Genomic DNA, 16,269 nt, shown 5'->3' with positions numbered 1-16,269 from the left:
GGCGCGGGTACCAGGGCGAGCTTGGTCGCGCGGCTTCCCGGCGTCGGTAACCCTCCTTCCAAGAGAGCGCCTCCTTTGCACAAGCTCGGATGGGGGGTTCGGGGGCCGGTGTTGGAACGTGGGAGTGGGAGGTGTGCCTTGCGCAGCGAAGAGACCGACGAGCGGGTCCTGGAAGTGGCGGAAAGGATGTTCGCCCAGCTGGGATACGACGGAACGACCATCGAACTGATCGAGGACGCGGTAGGACCGGGGAGTCAGCGCTCGGAGCTGTTGCGGCACGGCAAGCAGGAGCTCTACCGCGAGGTCTTCGCGCGCCTCTTCAAGCTGAGCGAGGACCGGATGCGGACCGCGGCGGAGAAGGCGCCCGACGACGTCGAGGGCATGCACTACCTGGTGGACGAGTTCTTCGACTTCGTACTCGACCATCCTGAGATGCCCGCTCTGTGGCAGCAGCGCGGCCTTCTGGACGCCGTCGACATCATCATCCCCGAGGACACCTACCAGCCGCCCCTGGTGGCCGCGATGACCTTCCGCCAGTGGCAGGGCGTACGCCCGGATCTGGACATCGAGTTCCTCGCCTGGGTCGTCATGTGGTCACTGGGCGGATTCGTCCACAACGGCTTCCCGGACGAATCCGGCCAGCGACGCCATGCCGATGATCCGACCGTCCTTCAGCGCTTCCGCGAACAGCTCCACGAACTGGTCGGCCGCATGCTCTGAGAGCTGACCGCCGGACGAACGCTCAGCCGGTGGACTCGGGGAGGCGGCGGCCGTCGGTGGAGAGGGGGCCCCTGCCGAAGAACGGGAGGTAGTGGCGGCAGAGGATGTCCGCGATGAAAGCCCGGCGGTCCTCCAGGCCGGTCTTCTCGAAGATGCTCGCGAGGTGAGACCGGACGGTGCCGAGAGGAAGGGAGAGGTGCTTCGCGACGCGCTCGGGGGTGTAGCCGTGCAGGGTGCGGCGGGCCACCTCCTCCTCCTGGCCGGTCAGCCCGTACGCGCCGAGGACGACGGCGCTCAGCGGGGCCCAGGGGGACGGGCCCAGGGAGACGGCGACGACCTGTTCGCCCTCCAGGCTCGTCGACCAGGCGTGGACGGACAGAAGGGCTCCGGAATGGACGGGGAACTCGGCCCGCGCCGTGCCGGAGAAGAGGGTCGCGTCGATCGCCCCCTGGAATCGCCGGACGTGCTCCGTGTCCTCTTCCAGGAGGTCCAGCCAGGTGCGGGCCGTCGGGCTCGCGGACAGGACGGTGCCCTGACGGTCGACGACGAGACGGCCGGGGGCGTCGGGGAGCTCGCCGGTGTCGGTCCCCTCCAGGAGCAGGGTGCGCCGCAGCGCGTCTGTGGCGGGGCCGCTCAACCGGGCGGCGAACTCCTCTTCCACGGTGGTGAACGGCGCGCCTCCCGCCGTCCGGCACAGCACCACGATCGCCCACAGGTGCGGGCCGTTCCGCAGGGCGATGCGCAGCTCGTCGCCGAGTCCCTGCGGCCGCAGGATCGCCCGGTAGTAGGCGCTGTCCTCGAGCCGTCCGCCCATGGCGCGGCTGAGCAGGCGGGTCGCGTCCGAGCTGCCGGCCAGGGCGCGCAGGTCGCCGGGCTCGTCCGCGGTGAAGTGCTCGACCTCGAACAGCCGGGTGAGGTACTCCGGAGGGAAGCCGTTCTCGATGAATCCTCCGGTGTCCAGCAGCGTGGACGGGTCGAGCTGGACGGCGCACCACACGTCGGCCGGTATCCGTTCCACCGCTTCGTGACACGTCGCCTTGAGCACGTCCAGCGAGGTGTGCTGAGCGGCGAGTCTCTGCTCGAATTCGAAGAGGTCGAGGCGCATGCCTCCACACTAAGAGCTGATTGACCGTATATCCGGGAAACGGGATATACGGTCAAGTCCCTGTCATCCGGGAGCCGTCATTTTCCGGCCGTCATCAGGTTGTTCTCCGCACAAGTGCCGGAAAGGCGGCGCGCCGTTTTACTCTGCTTTTTGTAGGGTGGATCGGAATCCGGTCAGGAATCCTCGGCGGAGAGCTTCGCGTGCTCGACGCGGAGGTCCTTTTTGAGGATCTTCCCGCTGGGGTTCTTGGGGAGGGCGTCGGCGAAGACCACGTACTTGGGGCGCTTGTAGGAGGCGAGGACCTCGCGGGCGTGGGCCTGGACGTCCTCGACGGTGAGAGCGGAGCCGGCCCTGGGCACGACGACCGCGGTGACGGCCTCGATCCAGCGCGGGTGGCCGATGCCGAACACCGCGACCTCCGCGACGCCGTCGAGGAGGTAGAGGGCCTCCTCGACCTCCCGGGAGGCCACGTTCTCCCCGCCGGTCTTGATCATGTCCTTCTTGCGGTCGACGACGGTCAGGTAGCCCTCCTCGTCGACGACCCCGAGGTCCCCGGAGTGGAACCAGCCGCCGCGGAACGCCTCGGCCGTCTTCTCCTCGTCGCCGTAGTAGCCCAGCGCCGCGTGCGGGCTGCGGTGCACGATCTCCCCCACCCGGCCGGGCGGCAGCGGGCGGTCCTCCTCGTCGACGACGCGGGTCTCCACGTTGAGCGCGGCACGGCCCGCCGATCCCGCGTGCGGCAGCTGCTCGTGCGGCCGCAGGATGGTGGCCAGCGGCGACATCTCGGTCTGCCCGTAGAAGTTCCACAGCCGCACGTCGGGAAGCCGCTCCCGCAGCTCGCGCAGCACCTCGACGGGCATCGCGGAGGCGCCGTAGTAGCCCTTGCGCAGGCTGGAGAGGTCCCGGGAGTCGAAGTCGGGGTGGCGCAGCAGCGAGATCCACACCGTCGGCGGGCAGAACAGCTTGGTGGCCCTCTCGGACTCGATCGTCGCCAGCAGCGCGGCCGGTTCGGGTGAGGGAAGGATGACGCTGGTGGCCCCCAGGTAGACGTCGACGGAGAAGAAGCAGTCCAGCTGGGCGCAGTGGTACATCGGCAGTGCGTGGACCTCGACGTCGTCGGCGCTCATCCCGCCGTCGATCGCGCAGGAGACGTACTGGCTGATCAGCGAGCGGCTGGACAGCAGTACGCCCTTGGGGCGCGACTCGGTACCGGAGGTGTACATCAGTCGCAGCGGGTCGTCGTCGCCGACCGGGACGTCGACCGGTGTCTCGTCCCCGGCGTCGATCCAGGTGTCGACGTCCTCCCACTCTCCGGAGGCCGCCGCGCCGATCCGGCCGCGCACCCCGCCGGAGAGCCCGGCCAGGGCGGTCGCGCGGTCCGCCGTGGGGGCCAGCGCGTTCTCGGCGACCATCCCGGCCGCTCCGGAGTGGGTGAGGATGAACGCGATCTCCTCGGCGCCGAGCATGAAGTTGACCGGCACCAGCACGACGCCCAGCCGCGCCGTGGCGAAGACCAGCACCGCGAACTGCCACGAGTTGTGGCTCAGCAGCGCCAGCCTGTCCCCCTTGGACAGTCCCCGGGCGGCCAGGGCGTTGGCGCACCTGGTCACCGCCAGGTCGAACTCGGCGAAGTCCGCCCGCCGCCCGTCGGCGATCACGGCGGTCTTGCCGGGGTATCGCAGCGCGGTCCGGCGGAGCAGGTCCCCTGTCGCGTGTCTGCGCGCGCCTGCGATCGACCCGGTGGTTTCGGGGGTGAATTGGTGGTTCATGGGCTGATCCTCCCCTTGGTGGGAGAGGTCTAACTTCGGTCTGCGGGCTCCTGTGCGAAGTCGGGACGCTGCTGCCCGTATCCGGACACTTCGGGAAGCTGCGAACCTTCAGGTCAATCCATTGCAGATCATTACTTTTCTCCTGTTTCATTCTGTCGATTCGGGTAGAGAACCAGACGAGAGATCCGCATGAGCGGAGTGTGAACGATGATCTGGAAGGGTTGACGCCTGATGTCCATGCCCGAGGAGAACGCGCCCAAGACCCGCGACACCGACCAGGTGCTCCCCCGCCCCGACGAAGGGGCGCGGCGGCCGGAGCGGGGAGAGGACACCGAGATGGGCGCGAAGCTCAAGGCGGCCATGAAGGAGGCCGACCTGAGCCGGGAGGACCTGGCCGGAGAGGGCTGAACGGCGGCGGACGGTCCCGGGTGGACCGTCCGCCGGAGATGGAACGGGTCACTCGTGGGAGCCGCGCAGGCCGCGACGGCGGCGGCCGGTGAGGAGAAGGCCCCCCACACCGCCCAGAGCGAGGCCTATGGCGCCGGCGAGCATGCCGGTCCCGGCGGCGGTCTGGGCGGTGGTGGGGGTGGTGCCCGCGACGGGGGTGCTGTGCAGAGAGACGTCCGACGACGGGGAATGCGCGTGGTGGGACGTCGTCTCGGGGCGGCAGGACGGGGTGCCGGGCTTGGGCTTCGAGGTCCTGGTCGCGGTGGGCTTGGGGGTGGTGGGCGTGCTGGGCCTGGGCGTCGCGGTGGTGGTCCCGCCGGGAGCCGGAGCCGGGTTGGAGGCGCCGGTCCCGCCCAGGACGACGTCGGAGCAGGAGTAGAAGGCCTCCGGGCTGTCGGTGCGCTGCCAGATCGCGTAGATCAGGTGGCGGCCCGTCTTTCCGGCGGGGATCCTGCCGGAGAGGTTGTAGTACCCGCCGGAGACCGTCGGCGCAGCGTCGGTCAGGAACGGAGTGCTCTCCAGGCTCGCCCAGGTGAGCGGCTTGGCGGCGTCGTAGCCGTTCTTGGTGATGAAGAGCTGGAAGCCGCCCTTGTGCACGGCCGTGACCTTGAAGCGGAACGTGTGGTCCGCGCCGGCCTTCAGCTCGGTGGCGGGCCAGTCCGCGCGCGCCAGGTCCAGGCCGCGGAAGGCCGGGTTGCCCGCGCTGCACAGCTGCCCGTCCGGGATGCGCTGCTGGTGGCGGCCGGCGACGTCGCCGATCCGCACACCGTTCCAGTCGTAGAAGGCCTGCGTGCCGCCCGCCGCGACCGCCGCCTTGCACGCCGCGGACTTCGGGGACTCGGGGTTCTCCTGGTAGCAGGTGAGCACCCGGCTGAGCGGGGACTCCATCGAGCCGTGGGCCGACGCGGGGAGGGCGAGTCCCAGCACGGGAGCGGCGGCGGCCGCGAGGACCAGCGAGGTCCGGCCGAAGGTCTTCACGTGGCTGTTCATCTGGCCTCCAGGAACGGGGGGTGGCTTGCCGACGAACGAGATGCTAGGCAGCGGAAAAGGCCCAGAAAACGGTCTTCAGAAGCTCTTAAGGAACGCATGAGCAAGACCTAAAAGTGTTGTCTGCCCGGTTTTGGCAGGGGCTGCTCAGCGCCCGGACGCCCGCCGCCCACGGCCGCGGGCGCGGCGGGCGGCTTCGCGCACCGTCCGCCGCGAGGCCTGCCTGGGGGCGGTGCGCAGCCACACCTCGACCTGGGCCCCGCCCAGCAGTGAGGCCCCCACGCGCAGCGACCCGCCCGTGGACTCGGCGAGCCGCCGGGCGATGTCGAGGCCGAGGCCGGTCGACCCGGCTCCGCTCGCCCCGCGGCGCAGCGCCTTCCCGGGATCGGTGATGCCCGGCCCGGCGTCGCCGAACAGCAGGCCGACGGACGTCCGGCCCCGGTGGACGGTGAGCTGGAAGGCGGTGCCGGGCGGAGTGTGCCGGAAGACGTTGCCGAGCAGGGCGTCGACGACGGCCGCCAGCTCGGCGGAGGCCACCGGCACGGGCACCGGGCCGTCGGGGGCCGCCAGGCTCCAGCCGCGCTCCTGGTCCTCGGCCAGCGCCGACCAGAACTCCAGCCGCCCCCGCACCACCGCGGCGGCGTCGCAGCCCGTCATGCCCTGGTCCGCCGCCCTGCGGGCCGAGGCGATGATCTCGTCGACCGCCTCCTCCAGCCGCCCCAGCGCCTCCTGGCTCTGCGCGAGCCGCGCGGGATCCCCCGGGTGCCCGGCCAGGCCGCCGAGGTTGATCCGCAGGGCGGTCAGCGGGGTGCGCAGCCGGTGCGAGAGGTCGGCGCCCGCCTCCCGCTCGGCGGCGAGCAGCCGGGCGAGCTGGCCCACCATGTGGTTGAACGCGTCTCCGGCGGCGCGCAGCTCCGGCGGTCCTCCGGGATCGACCCTGGCGGACAGATCGCCTCCGGCGACGGCGGTGACGGCCTGCGCGAGCCGGTCCGCGGCGCGCACCACCCGCAGCGCCAGCCGGTCGGCCATCGCGACCGAGACCCCGACCAGCGCCAGCGCCACGAGCGCGAGGATCGTCCAGGACTTCGCGACGCCCTGGGTGAGCTCCGCCTCCGGCACGCGGACCTCGATGACCGCGGGCCGCTCGGCGTCCATCAGCACCGGGCGCAGCAGCACCGTCCCGCCCGGCACCTCGACGGCGAAGGTGCGGCTCATCCTCCGCGCCTCCGCCAGGTCGGAGTCCGGGGCGTGCGGGGAGCCGATCACCTCGCCGGCCGGCAGGTGCAGCGCCAGGCGCCCCGCGGCTCCGGCGGGGATCGAGCCGATCGCCGCGGCGAGCTCGTCCGGGTCGTCCGTCACCGTCAGCACCGGCACCAGAGAGGACGCCTGCCGTTCGGCCGAGGTCAGCGCCCGGTCGCGGGCCATCTGGCCGTTGAGCAGGCCCAGCGGGACGACGAACGACAGCGCGACCATCGCCGTCACGGCCACCGCGACGCGTGCCAGCGCCCCTCGCATGCCCACCTCCACGCCCGTGCCGCCGCCGGTCGCCGACCGTACCGGAAAGACGGGACCTGGCGGACGGACGCCGATGAATGAACATAATGGGCCGCATGAGGGCACGAATCGGCTTCATCGCGGTGTGGGTCGCCACCACGGCGGCGGGCATCGGCATCAGCTGGGCCGGCGTGGGCGACGCATTGCGCGGCACCGCCCTCCCCACCCAGGACCTGGCCGCCAAGGTGCCCGTGCACGAAGGCCGCCCGCCCGCTTCGGATCCGTCGCAGGAGGCCGTCTCGTTCGGCGCCCGTTCGGCCTCGCCGACCGCGTCCCCTCCCACCCGGACGCCCACCGCGAGACCGACCAGCAAACGCCCTTCGGTGAAACCGTCCTCTTCCCGGCCGGACGGGAACGTGCGCACTTACGTGGTGAAATCCGGGCGTGTGGTGCTCTCCCTGTCAGCCGATTCGGCACGGCTCGTGTCCGCCACACCCGACAACGGTTTCCAGGCCAAGGTGTGGCGGCAGGAGAAATGGCTCCGCGTCGACCTGACAGACGGCGTCAAAGGCTCCGCGGTCTTCGCCCAATGGAACGGGCACGCGCCTCTCGTGCAGGTCTACGAGTACTGAAACCGCACGTCACTCCGGGGCCATGAGCATCACGCCGACACCCCGCACGGTGTGCAGATAACGCGGGGCCGAGGCCTTCTCTCCCATTTTGCGGCGCAGCCACGACAGGTGGACGTCAATGGTCTGGTCGTCCCCATAGGGCTGCTGCCAGACCTCGGCCAGCAGTTCCTTCCGGCGCACCACGCGTCCCGCGTGCCGGGTCAGAAAGGCCAGCAGGTCGAATTCCTTGCGCGACAACCGCAGCGGTTCCCCGTCCAGGCTCGCCTGCCGCCGGTCGGCGTCGACCCGCAGCCCGCCCACCACGAGGGCCTCCGGCTGCCGCACGGACCTGGACCGCCGCAGCACCGCCTCGATCCGCGCGTGCAGGTGCCCGGCGGAGAACGGCTTGGCGACGTAGTCGTCGGCGCCCGAGCCCAGCAGCCGGATGATCTCTTCCTCCCCGTCCCGGGCGGTGGCCACGATCACCGGCACGTCGGAGACGGCGCGCATCATCTTCAGCGCTTCGCCGCCGTCGAGGTCGGGCAGGCCCAGATCCAGGACGACGACCTCGGGCGCCTGCGCCGCGACCTCCCGCAGCGCCTCCAGCGCCCGGCCCGCGCTGCGCACGACATGCCCCAGCGCCCGCAGCTCCCGCAGCAGCGCCCGCCTGACGTGGTCGTCGTCCTCGACCAGCAGTACCGTAGCCACGAACCGGACAATAGAGCACTGTCCGCGGACCCAAAAGCTCATGGCCGAATCGCCCGGAGAAAACCATCGCCGGGCGATTCGGGACAGTGGGTGCGGCTGGTCAGTAACCGAAGGCGGCCAGCTTCTCGACCATCTCCCGGGCGTCGCGCTCGTGGTCGTCCAGGCTCGCCTGTTCGCGGCCCGCCGGGAGGCGGCCGTCGCTGTAGACGGCGATGACACGGCCCTTTCGAACCGCGACGCCCTTGGCGTCACCGATTTCGGGGTCTGTGGAGACGGAACTGATCGCCTCGTCGCCGATCGCGGGGTGGTTTACGACCGCCTCCTTCGGCGTGCAGGCCTCGGTCGCTTCGACGATGTGGTCCATGGCCGAGCGGGCCGTGGCCTCGTCGGCGAAGACCAGGACGTGCTCGGCGAGCGTGGCTCCGGCACTCCACCAGAGGGGGCCGCCGTCATCGGAGCCGGGGTGGGGGAGGTCTTCTCCGCTGCCGTCGTACCCGATGTAGAGACCGGTCTCGAGGTCGGGAATCTCGGACTCGCTGTCCGAGAAGAGGTGGAAGGTGTCGGGCCGGGAGAAGCCGGAGCAGGTGGGGAAGTCCAGGGGACCCCATTTGGTCTCGATGATCTTCCAGCGCTTCCGGTCTCCCTTGGTCGCGGCCTCGGCGTGGACCAGGTCCTCGCTCTTGAGCGGCCGCTCCTGGGGCGCGGGGCTCGTGGTCGCCGTGGGCGACGGGGTCAGCACGGGCGCGGTCTCGCGTTCGGCTTCGCCGGGGAGGAAGAACAGACCGGCCGCGACGGCGGTGGCGAGGCCGCCCGCGATGAGCCGGTGCCGGGTGCGGCGGGCGCGGGCGCGGCCGATGATCCGGTCGGGTTCGGGACCGGTCACGTGCGGGACGACCCTGTCGCGCAGCCCGTCGAAGAGGGTGTCGACATCACGCATGGTGGTTCGCCTCCAGGGTCTCGTCGGAGAGCAGTGCGGCCAGCTTCTGGCGGCCGCGCGACAGCCAGGCCTTGACGGTTCCTTCCGCGACGCCGTCCATCGCCGCGATCTCGGCGACCGAGTAGCCGCCCATGTGGTGCAGCACGACGGCCCGCCGGTGCTTCTCGGGAATCGCGCGCAGCGCCTCGACCAGCTCCGCCGACACCGCGTCGGGCGCGGGGACGTCCGGCGGGGGCCCGTGCCGTCTGAAGCTCAGGAGCGTGTTGCGCGCCTTGCGCCAGCGGCTCACCGCCAGCCGGTAGGCGACCCGTGCGACCCAGGCGCGCGGCTGGTCGTAGGAACTGACCTTGTTCCAGCGAGGCCAGGCCCGGGTGAAGGCCTCCTGTGCGGCCTCCTGCGCCTCGGCCAGGTCACCCGTGTAGGCGTACAGCTCGGCTACAAGACCGGGATAAGCGCCCCGGTAGAACTCGGCGAAATTCTGTTCGTCCGCCACACCGTCCCCTTGATCTCGGATCTTGCGGGATACACGCCCGGACCCGGAAGCCGGTTGCACTTCGCACGACACATTTCCGGGCGGCCTGTTCGCCGATCCTGGAACCGGTGCGACGGGTGAATCGTTGGAATCGCACTGGACGTTCTCTCGGGGGATGAGGATTTCAGGGGGAAGTTCTGGAGAGACCGCAACGGGAGGAGCAGCCCGGAGCAGGCGAGGAGTCCCTGCTCTGGCTCGGCACCCAGTTGACCGAGGTCGAGGCGCTCTTCGCCTTCGTCCTCGCCGCGCCCACCCTCCTGACGGAGCGGCGCGCCCTCGGCGAGCTCTCGGACGCCGCGGAACGCCTCGCGCTCTACGCCCGCTACGCCGCCGCGGGCGTGGCGCTGAAGAACCACCCCGGCGTCCGCGCCGTCCCCGCCACCGCCCGGGCCCGCCGCCGCGCCGCCCGCGCCCGTCGCGGCGTCGACCTCATCCTCGGCTGGACCACCCGCGGCACCTGACGCCACGGGCGGGGCCCCTGGTCAGCGGTGGCCTTCAGGTCCGCGACGCGCCGGTGGAGGACCTTTCCACCTGGCAGAAGGGCGGCTCAGGGGAGGGCGGGCAGCGGGCGGGTCGCGATCCGGTGGGCCTCTTCGCGGTCGAGGCCGAACATGCGCAGGAGGTTGACGGCCAGCTGGCAGGCGGCGGCGTCCACGTCGAGGTCGGGGCGGGCGTCCAGGAGCTGGAGCATGCCCAGGAGGGCGCCGCCGGTGCAGGCCAGGGCCACCTGGGGGTCGCCTATGTCCAGGCGGTCGGCGGCGTCGGCGGCGCGCAGGTCGCGGAGGGCGTGGAAGGCCATGCCCTGGTCGCTGGTCAGGTAGGGGAGTCCGGTGTGCAGCAGGATCCGGGCCATCTGCGGATGGCTCCGGCGCAGCCGGCCGGTGAGGCGCAGCGACGCGGCGAAGACCTCGGCGGGGTCCCGCAGGGGGGCGGTCGCCTGTTCGACGAGCCGCGCGTGCTCGGCCAGGGTCTCGGCGATCGCGGCGTCGAAGAGCTCGTTCTTGTCCTTGAAGTGGTTGTAGAAGGAGCCGAAGCCGACGTCGGCGGCGTCGGTGATTTCCTGGATGCTCACTTCCGCCCGGCCCTGCTCGGCCAGCAGCCGTCCGGCCGCCGCGACGAGCGCGGCCCTGGTGCGGGCTTTGCGCCGGTCCAGCCGGTTCTCCCGAGGGGCCGGAGCCGGCTCTTCCGTTGTGCTCACCTTTCAATGTTACCTGCCATCGCTTCTGATGAGTTCATCAGTCCTGATGAGTATTGACATGGGTCGGATCGGAACTGAGGATCTCATCAGAAACAGGGAGACACCGGAGAGGGAGCACGCATGGGCATCGCCGTCATCAGGACCAGGAACGGCTGGTGGGTGGAGACGCCCGAGGGCCTGTCCGCGGTGGAGACGTCCGCGGCCACCACCGCCGAACTGCTGGCCGACCGCGCGGCGGTCGAGACGGCCGCCGCCGCGACGGGCACGGTGGCGCGGCCGGAGGAGGGCGAGATCCTGTCGCCGGTCACCGCGCGGTGCCGGGTGGTGGCCCAGATGGTCAACTACCGCTCGCACGCGGCGGACTCGGGTTTCGACCCCGACCAGGTGCCGCCCACCTTCTTCCGCAAGGCCTCCGGGTCGATCACCGGCCCGTACGGCGCGATCCTGCGTCCGGACGGCGTGCGGCTGCTGGACTACGAGGTGGAGCTCGGGCTGGTGATCGGCGTCCGGATCCCGGTCGGGACGGTGGTGACCGAGGAGAACCTGGCGGAATTCGTGGCCGGGCTCGTGGTGGCCGACGACGTCAGCGCCCGCGACCTCCAGCTGCCCAAGACCCAGTTCTACGAGAGCAAGTCCTATCCGACGTTCACCCCGCTGGGCCCCCGCCTGGTGCTCACCGACGCCGCCGAACTGGCCCGGCTGCGCGACCTGCGGCTCACCCTGGAGGTGAACGGGGAGCGGCGCCAGGACCTGACCGCCGCCGACATGATCGTCGCCCCGGCGAAGGCGCTCACCCTGCTGTCCTGCTTCCAGGAACTGGACCCGGGCGACGTCCTGCTGACCGGCACGCCCGGCGGGACGGCCCTGCGCTCGCCCGGCCCGCTGGTGGAGAAGATCGGGGCGCTCCTGCCCGCCCACGTGAAGTGGAAGACGTTCTTCAAACGCCAGGAGGCCAACCCCGCCTACCTGAAGGACGGCGACGTCGTCACCGCCCGGATCCGCACCGACGACGGGCTGCTGGACCTCGGTGAGCAGCGCCACTCCGTCGGATCCACCGCGTCCTGACCGCACCGAGCCGAGTGAAGGAGAGCGAACGATGAACGCCGATCCTCACCGGAACCTGCACAGCGAGCAGGGCGCGCTGCGCGGTGAGCATCCCGGACGGGACACCGACCCCGTCATCAAGGTCGTCGACCTCGCGTGGCTGGAGTTCGTCAAACCCGACCTGGACCGGGCTGAGGCCTTCGCCCGCGACTTCGGATTCACCGTCGCCTCCCGGACGGACGAGACGCTGCGGCTGAGAGGCGCCCTGGCGGGGCCGGACTGCCTGGTGGTCCACCGCGGCCGCAGGCAACGGTTCGCCGGTCCGGTCTTCCAGGCCGCCGCGGCCGAGGACCTCGACCGGTTCGCCCGCGCCACCGGCTCGTCCGTCACCGCTCTGGAAGCCGGAGGCCGGTGCGTCACCGCGCGCACTCCCTCGGGGCTGGAGGTTCGGGTCGTGCACGGGGTGCCCGAAGTCGGCGGGCTGGAACTCCAGCGCCCGCTGACGCTCAACAGCGGAGGGACGTTCCCCCGCGTCAACGACACCCAGCGTCCGCCCAGGGAACCGGCCAAGGTCGAGAGGCTGGGCCACGTGGTGCTGTCCACCACCGTCTTCTTGCGCGACCTGGACTGGTTCCTGCACCACCTGGGGCTCATCGTCAGCGACTTCCTCTATCTGGACGGCCAGCGGGACCGCGGCCCGACCATGGCGTTCATCCGCTGCGATCGCGGCTCCGAGCCCGCCGACCACCACACCCTGGCCATGCACCTGGGGCCGGAGAACGGCTACGTGCACTCGGCCTACCAGGTCGCCGATCTCGACGCCCTGGCCGCGGGCGGCGAGTACCTCAAGGAACGCGGCCACCGGCGCTCCTGGGGCATCGGCCGCCACATCCAGGGCAGCCAGATCTTCGACTACTGGCGCGACCCCGACCGGCTGCTGCTGGAGCACTTCACCGACGGCGACCGCTTCGACTCCTCCCTCGAACCCGGCTGGGCCCCCATGTCGGCCTCCGGCCTGGCCCAGTGGGGTCCCCCCGCGACCGCCGACTTCCTGGGCAGCACCCCCTCGCCCGTTCTGCTGCGCCGGGCGGTCTCGGCGCTGCGCGCCGACAACGAGGTCGACCTCTCCCGCCTGCTCGCCCTGGCCAAGGCCATGAGCCCCTGACCCTCCTCCGCTGCCGTCCGAGAACCCCCACTCCAAGGAGATGTGATGGTCCCCGCCCCGCACACGCAAGGAGATCGCCCCCTCGTCCTGCTCCCCGAGGACGTGCCGGCCATCGAGGCGACCCCGCTGCACGAGCGCGGTCTGCCCTCCAGCACCTACGAACTGCTGCGCCGCACGGCCGTCGCGCATTCCGAGCTGCCCGCCCTGCACCTGCTCGGCGAAGGCGGCCTGCCCTGGCGGGAGGCGTCCCGCTGGAGTTACGGGACGCTGCTGGAGCGCGTGCACCAGGCCGCGAACGCCTACCTGTCGCTCGGCCTGCCCGAAGGCGGCGTCGTCGCGCTGATGCTGCCCAACTCCGGCGCGACGTACGCGGCGCTGCTGGGCGCCCAGGCCGTCGGCATCGCCAACCCCGTCAACCCGATGCTCGCCGAGGACCACCTCGTCGAGATCCTCGCCCTGACCGGTGCGCGCCTCCTGCTGGCGCCGGGCCCCGGCGTGTCGCCCGAGCTGTGGGCCAAGGCCCGGCGGATCGCCGCCCGGTTGCCCGGCCTGCGCGCCCTCGCGGCGGTCGGCTCCCCACCCGGCCCGCCGGACGGGTCCGCCGTCGAGGAGGTCGGCTTCGACGTGCTGGCCGCCGCGCGACCGGCGGACCGGCTGCTCACCGAACGGCGTCCCGGCGCGGACGACCTGGCCGCCTACTTCCACACCGGCGGGACGACTGGGGTGCCGAAGGTCGCGCCGCACACCCACGCCAACGAGGTGTACATGGCGTGGGCGCTGGGCTGCTCCGGGGCGTTCCTGGACGGCTCCGTCGTGCTTTCGGGGCTGCCGCTGTTCCACGTCAACGCCGTCCACGTCACCGGCCTGGCCCCGTTCATGCACGGACGCCCGGTGGTCTCGCTGGGCCCGCTGGGCTACCGGGACAAAGCGCTGATGGCCGAGTTCTGGCAGATCGTCGAGCACTACAAGGTGACGAGCTTTTCCGGCGTCCCGACCGTGTACGCGAACCTGCCGGCGGTCCCCGAGGGCGTTGACATCTCCAGCCTGCGCGCCGGAGCGGTCGGCGCGGCCCCGCTGCCGAAGAAGGTCCGCTCCGCCTTCGAGGCCGCGGCCAAGGTGCCGATGCTGGAGGGCTACGGGCTCACCGAGGCGACCTGCGCGACCGCCACGACCCCCGCCTTCGCGCCCAGGGAGGGCACGGTCGGACTGCGGCTGCCCTACCAGCTGGTCAAGGCCGTCACCGTCGACGAGGCGGAGCTCCCCGTCGCGGACTGCCCGCCCGGCCGGACCGGCGTCCTGGCGATCAAGGGCCCTAGCGTCTTCCCCGGCTACCTGCGGCCCGGCCCCGGCGGCCCGGCCCCCGACCCGGCCGGGAAGATCTTCGACGGGTGGCTGCTCACCGGCGACCTGGGCCGGGTCGACGAGGACGGCTACGTGCACCTCACCGGCCGGGCCAAGGACCTCATCATCCGGGGCGGCCACAACATCGACCCCGTCCCCGTCGAGGAGTCGCTGCTCGCCCACCCGGAGGTCCGCGCCGCCGCCGTGGTCGGAGCCCCCGACCCGCGCTCCGGCGAGGTGCCCGTCGCCTACCTCGTGCTGGCCGAAGGATCCCGCGCCACCGAGGAGGAACTGCGGGAATGGGCCCGCGCCCACGCGCCCGAACCGGCCGCCGCACCCCGGACGGTGCACGTCGTGGACGAGCTGCCGACCACTCTCATCGGCAAGGTCTACAAACCCGCGTTGCTCCAGGACGCCGTCCGCCGCCTCGTCCTGGACGAGCTGACCCGGGCCGGGGCGTCCGGGCGGGTGGACGTCGAACTGCGCGACGGCCGCCCCCACGCGACCGTCCACCTGGACGCCGGGGACGGCGGCGTGCTGTCGGCCGAGCTCGACCGCTACTCCTTCACCCACGAGGTCGCGTCATGACCGCGCCGGACGATCCGCCGGTCCTCATCGTCGGGGCGGGACCCACCGGCCTGACCTGCGCCATCCTCCTGGCCCGGTACGGCGTCCGCAGCCTCGTCGTCGAACGCCATCCCGGGCCCTACCCGCTGCCACGGGCCGTCCACCTGGACGACGAGGTCCTGCGGATCCTCCAGCGGGTCGGCGTCGCCGACGCCTTCACCGGGATCAGCCGTCCGATCAGGGGGATGCGGCTGGTGGACGGGAACCTGCGCGTGCTCGCCGAGTTCCGCCGAGACCGGATGGCCGCCGAGCACGGCTGGCCCCAGGCCAGCCTGTTCGACCAGCCCGACCTGGAACGCCTGCTCCGCGAGGAGCTCGCCCGCCACCCGCTCGCCGAACTGCGCTCCGAGACCGAGGTCGAGCACCTCGACCCCGGCGACGCCTCCCGGCCCGCCCTCGTCCGCCTCCGCCATCTGCCCACCGGCCGCACCGACACGGTCTCCGCCCAGGTGGTGCTGGGCTGCGACGGCGCCAACAGCCTCGTCCGCCGATCCGTCGGCGCGACGATGCGCGACCTGCGCTTCGAGGAGCGGTGGCTCGTGGTCGACGTGCGCTGCGCCCGGGAACTCGACGTGTGGGACGGCGTCGACCAGGTCTGCGACCCGCGTCGGGCCGCCACGTTCATGCGCGTCGGCCCCGAACGCTACCGCTGGGAGTTCCGCGTGAACCCCGGAGAGACCGCGGAGGAGCTGACCGCTCCCGAGGGGATGGCCCGGCTCCTGTCCTCCTGGACGGGCGACGTCCCCTTCGACGAGCTCCACGTCATCCGCAGCGCGTCCTACGTCTTCAAGGCCCGGGTCGCCGACCGCTGGCGCGCGGGCCGTCTCTTCCTGCTGGGCGACGCCGCCCACCTCACCCCTCCGTTCATCGGGCAGGGCATGTGCGCGGGCCTGCGCGACGCCGCCAACCTCAGCTGGAAGCTCGCCGCGGCGCAGACCGACCCCGTCCGTCACGACCGCTTCCTGGACACCTACGAGAGCGAACGCAAACCCCACGTCACCCGCATGATCCGCCTGGCCGTCACCACCGGCTGGGCCATGACCGGCGGCCAGGACGGGGCCGCCGCCCTCCGCCGCTTCCTGCTGTCCCGCGTCATGCGGCTCCCTCCGGCCAAGGCAGCCATGCTGCGCGGAGTCTCTCCCCGGCTCCGCCGAGGCCCTCTGGTGGCCGGTTCGTTCCGCGGTCCGGCCGGAACCTTCCTGCCCCAGCCCGCCCTCACGGTCGACGGCGTCGAACGGCGGCTGGACGACCTCATCGGGCCCGGCTTCGCCATCGTCACCCGCCACGCGGCGTCCCCGTTCCTCACCGGCCTGACCGCCGCCCTGAACGCGGCGCTGGTCCACGCGGGCACCGACGGCACTCGTATCGAGCTTCCCGGCGGAGAGCGCCTGACCGTCCAGGAGCCCGTTCTTGCCGCCTGGCTCGACCGCGCGGGCACGTCCACCGCGGTGGTCCGCCCCGACCGGACCGTCCTGACGACCCTTCCCCGCACCGCCTCCCGCCTTCCGGCGCGATTCGGCCTCCTTCCCGGCTTCTCGCCGAGCGGGGAGCTCCGGCGGTCGTCATGAAGGCCGGCGGTCCAGC

General features: G+C 71.9%; 16 protein-coding genes. 8 read left to right on the top strand and 8 right to left on the bottom strand.

Annotated elements, in window-relative coordinates; translation table 11 throughout:
* Positions 1–138: 138 nt before the first annotated feature.
* On the top strand, positions 139–720 hold the full coding sequence (locus ABD327_RS01020; RefSeq protein ID WP_344448139.1) for a TetR/AcrR family transcriptional regulator: 582 nt from the start codon (positions 139–141) through the stop codon (positions 718–720).
* A gap of 22 nt (positions 721–742) precedes the next feature.
* Here the strand turns inward: ABD327_RS01020 and ABD327_RS01015 are convergent, their stop codons facing one another.
* Positions 743–1,825 (bottom strand): helix-turn-helix transcriptional regulator, encoded by a 1,083-nt coding sequence (locus tag ABD327_RS01015; protein WP_344448137.1) that lies wholly within the window; start codon positions 1,823–1,825, stop codon positions 743–745.
* A 173-nt stretch (positions 1,826–1,998) separates the two neighbouring features.
* Positions 1,999–3,594 carry an acyl-CoA synthetase gene (locus tag ABD327_RS01010; RefSeq protein WP_344448136.1) on the bottom strand — a complete coding sequence of 532 codons (1,596 nt, stop codon included), beginning with the start codon at positions 3,592–3,594 and terminating at the stop codon, positions 1,999–2,001.
* A 231-nt stretch (positions 3,595–3,825) separates the two neighbouring features.
* On the opposite strand from ABD327_RS01010, the gene ABD327_RS01005 reads away from it, so the two are divergent.
* Positions 3,826–4,002 carry a hypothetical protein gene (locus ABD327_RS01005; RefSeq protein WP_344448135.1) on the top strand — a complete coding sequence of 59 codons (177 nt, stop codon included), beginning with the start codon at positions 3,826–3,828 and terminating at the stop codon, positions 4,000–4,002.
* Between the two features lie 48 nt (positions 4,003–4,050).
* On the opposite strand, the gene ABD327_RS01000 is transcribed toward ABD327_RS01005, so the two are convergent.
* Positions 4,051–5,031, bottom strand: a complete 981-nt coding sequence (locus ABD327_RS01000) for a lytic polysaccharide monooxygenase auxiliary activity family 9 protein (protein WP_344448134.1) — start codon at positions 5,029–5,031, stop codon at positions 4,051–4,053.
* A 144-nt stretch (positions 5,032–5,175) separates the two neighbouring features.
* Positions 5,176–6,543: a sensor histidine kinase gene (locus ABD327_RS00995; RefSeq protein WP_344448133.1), complete on the bottom strand. Its 1,368-nt coding sequence runs from the start codon at positions 6,541–6,543 to the stop codon at positions 5,176–5,178.
* Positions 6,544–6,638: 95 nt separating this feature from the next.
* Here ABD327_RS00995 and ABD327_RS00990 point away from each other — a divergent pair, with 95 nt between their 5' ends.
* Positions 6,639–7,154 (top strand): hypothetical protein, encoded by a 516-nt coding sequence (locus ABD327_RS00990; RefSeq protein WP_344448132.1) that lies wholly within the window; start codon positions 6,639–6,641, stop codon positions 7,152–7,154.
* Between the two features lie 9 nt (positions 7,155–7,163).
* Here ABD327_RS00990 and ABD327_RS00985 read toward each other — a convergent pair whose 3' ends face one another.
* The 3 genes from ABD327_RS00985 to ABD327_RS00975 all read right to left on the bottom strand — a co-directional run bounded on the left by ABD327_RS00985 (position 7,164) and on the right by ABD327_RS00975 (position 9,271).
* Complete coding sequence (locus tag ABD327_RS00985) at positions 7,164–7,841, bottom strand: response regulator transcription factor (RefSeq protein ID WP_344448131.1); 678 nt, start codon at positions 7,839–7,841, stop codon at positions 7,164–7,166.
* Positions 7,842–7,941: 100 nt separating this feature from the next.
* The gene (locus tag ABD327_RS00980; RefSeq protein WP_344448130.1) at positions 7,942–8,778 is read right to left on the bottom strand and encodes a hypothetical protein; all 837 of its coding nucleotides are present in this window, start codon (positions 8,776–8,778) and stop codon (positions 7,942–7,944) included.
* The gene (locus ABD327_RS00975) at positions 8,771–9,271 is read right to left on the bottom strand and encodes a sigma-70 family RNA polymerase sigma factor (protein WP_344448129.1); all 501 of its coding nucleotides are present in this window, start codon (positions 9,269–9,271) and stop codon (positions 8,771–8,773) included. Before ABD327_RS00975 ends, ABD327_RS00980 begins: the two co-directional genes overlap by 8 nt.
* Positions 9,272–9,516: 245 nt before the next feature.
* Here ABD327_RS00975 and ABD327_RS00970 point away from each other — a divergent pair, with 245 nt between their 5' ends.
* Positions 9,517–9,771, top strand: coding sequence for a hypothetical protein (locus ABD327_RS00970; protein WP_344448128.1), 255 nt, complete (start codon positions 9,517–9,519; stop codon positions 9,769–9,771).
* An 86-nt stretch (positions 9,772–9,857) separates the two neighbouring features.
* Here ABD327_RS00970 and ABD327_RS00965 read toward each other — a convergent pair whose 3' ends face one another.
* Entirely contained in the window at positions 9,858–10,508 is a 651-nt protein-coding gene (locus ABD327_RS00965) for a TetR/AcrR family transcriptional regulator (RefSeq protein ID WP_344448127.1), read from the bottom strand.
* 120 nt (positions 10,509–10,628) lie between these two features.
* On the opposite strand from ABD327_RS00965, the gene ABD327_RS00960 reads away from it, so the two are divergent.
* The 4 genes from ABD327_RS00960 to mhpA are packed head-to-tail and all read left to right on the top strand — an operon-like array spanning position 10,629 to position 16,253.
* Complete coding sequence (locus ABD327_RS00960; protein WP_344448126.1) at positions 10,629–11,573, top strand: fumarylacetoacetate hydrolase family protein; 945 nt, start codon at positions 10,629–10,631, stop codon at positions 11,571–11,573.
* 31 nt (positions 11,574–11,604) lie between these two features.
* Positions 11,605–12,717: a VOC family protein gene (locus ABD327_RS00955; protein ID WP_344448125.1), complete on the top strand. Its 1,113-nt coding sequence runs from the start codon at positions 11,605–11,607 to the stop codon at positions 12,715–12,717.
* A gap of 45 nt (positions 12,718–12,762) precedes the next feature.
* Complete coding sequence (locus ABD327_RS00950; protein ID WP_344448124.1) at positions 12,763–14,646, top strand: acyl-CoA synthetase; 1,884 nt, start codon at positions 12,763–12,765, stop codon at positions 14,644–14,646.
* On the top strand, positions 14,643–16,253 hold the full coding sequence (gene mhpA / locus ABD327_RS00945) for a bifunctional 3-(3-hydroxy-phenyl)propionate/3-hydroxycinnamic acid hydroxylase MhpA (protein ID WP_344448123.1): 1,611 nt from the start codon (positions 14,643–14,645) through the stop codon (positions 16,251–16,253). The genes ABD327_RS00950 and mhpA overlap by 4 nt, the downstream gene beginning before the upstream one ends.
* Positions 16,254–16,269: the final 16 nt, after the last annotated feature.

Origin of the sequence: Actinocorallia aurantiaca, assembly GCF_039533685.1 — a bacterium.
Taxonomy (GTDB): Bacteria; Actinomycetota; Actinomycetes; order Streptosporangiales; family Streptosporangiaceae; genus Actinocorallia; species Actinocorallia aurantiaca.
Note: the sequence above shows the minus strand (reverse complement) of the source record. Positions and strands in the feature narration are given on the sequence as shown.

Bases quoted from the DNA above. Each gene is read 5' to 3' on its own strand.
- ABD327_RS01015 (WP_344448137.1), bottom strand. From the start codon at position 1,825: ATGCGCCTCGACCTCTTCGAATTCGAGCAGAGACTCGCCGCTCAGCAC.
- ABD327_RS01010 (WP_344448136.1), bottom strand. From the start codon at position 3,594: ATGAACCACCAATTCACCCCCGAAACCACCGGGTCGATCGCAGGCGCG.
- ABD327_RS01005 (WP_344448135.1), top strand. From the start codon at position 3,826: ATGTCCATGCCCGAGGAGAACGCGCCCAAGACCCGCGACACCGACCAG.
- ABD327_RS01000 (WP_344448134.1), bottom strand. From the start codon at position 5,031: ATGAACAGCCACGTGAAGACCTTCGGCCGGACCTCGCTGGTCCTCGCG.
- ABD327_RS00995 (WP_344448133.1), bottom strand. From the start codon at position 6,543: ATGCGAGGGGCGCTGGCACGCGTCGCGGTGGCCGTGACGGCGATGGTC.
- ABD327_RS00990 (WP_344448132.1), top strand. From the start codon at position 6,639: ATGAGGGCACGAATCGGCTTCATCGCGGTGTGGGTCGCCACCACGGCG.
- ABD327_RS00980 (WP_344448130.1), bottom strand. From the start codon at position 8,778: ATGCGTGATGTCGACACCCTCTTCGACGGGCTGCGCGACAGGGTCGTC.
- ABD327_RS00960 (WP_344448126.1), top strand. From the start codon at position 10,629: ATGGGCATCGCCGTCATCAGGACCAGGAACGGCTGGTGGGTGGAGACG.
- ABD327_RS00955 (WP_344448125.1), top strand. From the start codon at position 11,605: ATGAACGCCGATCCTCACCGGAACCTGCACAGCGAGCAGGGCGCGCTG.
- ABD327_RS00950 (WP_344448124.1), top strand. From the start codon at position 12,763: ATGGTCCCCGCCCCGCACACGCAAGGAGATCGCCCCCTCGTCCTGCTC.
- mhpA (WP_344448123.1), top strand. From the start codon at position 14,643: ATGACCGCGCCGGACGATCCGCCGGTCCTCATCGTCGGGGCGGGACCC.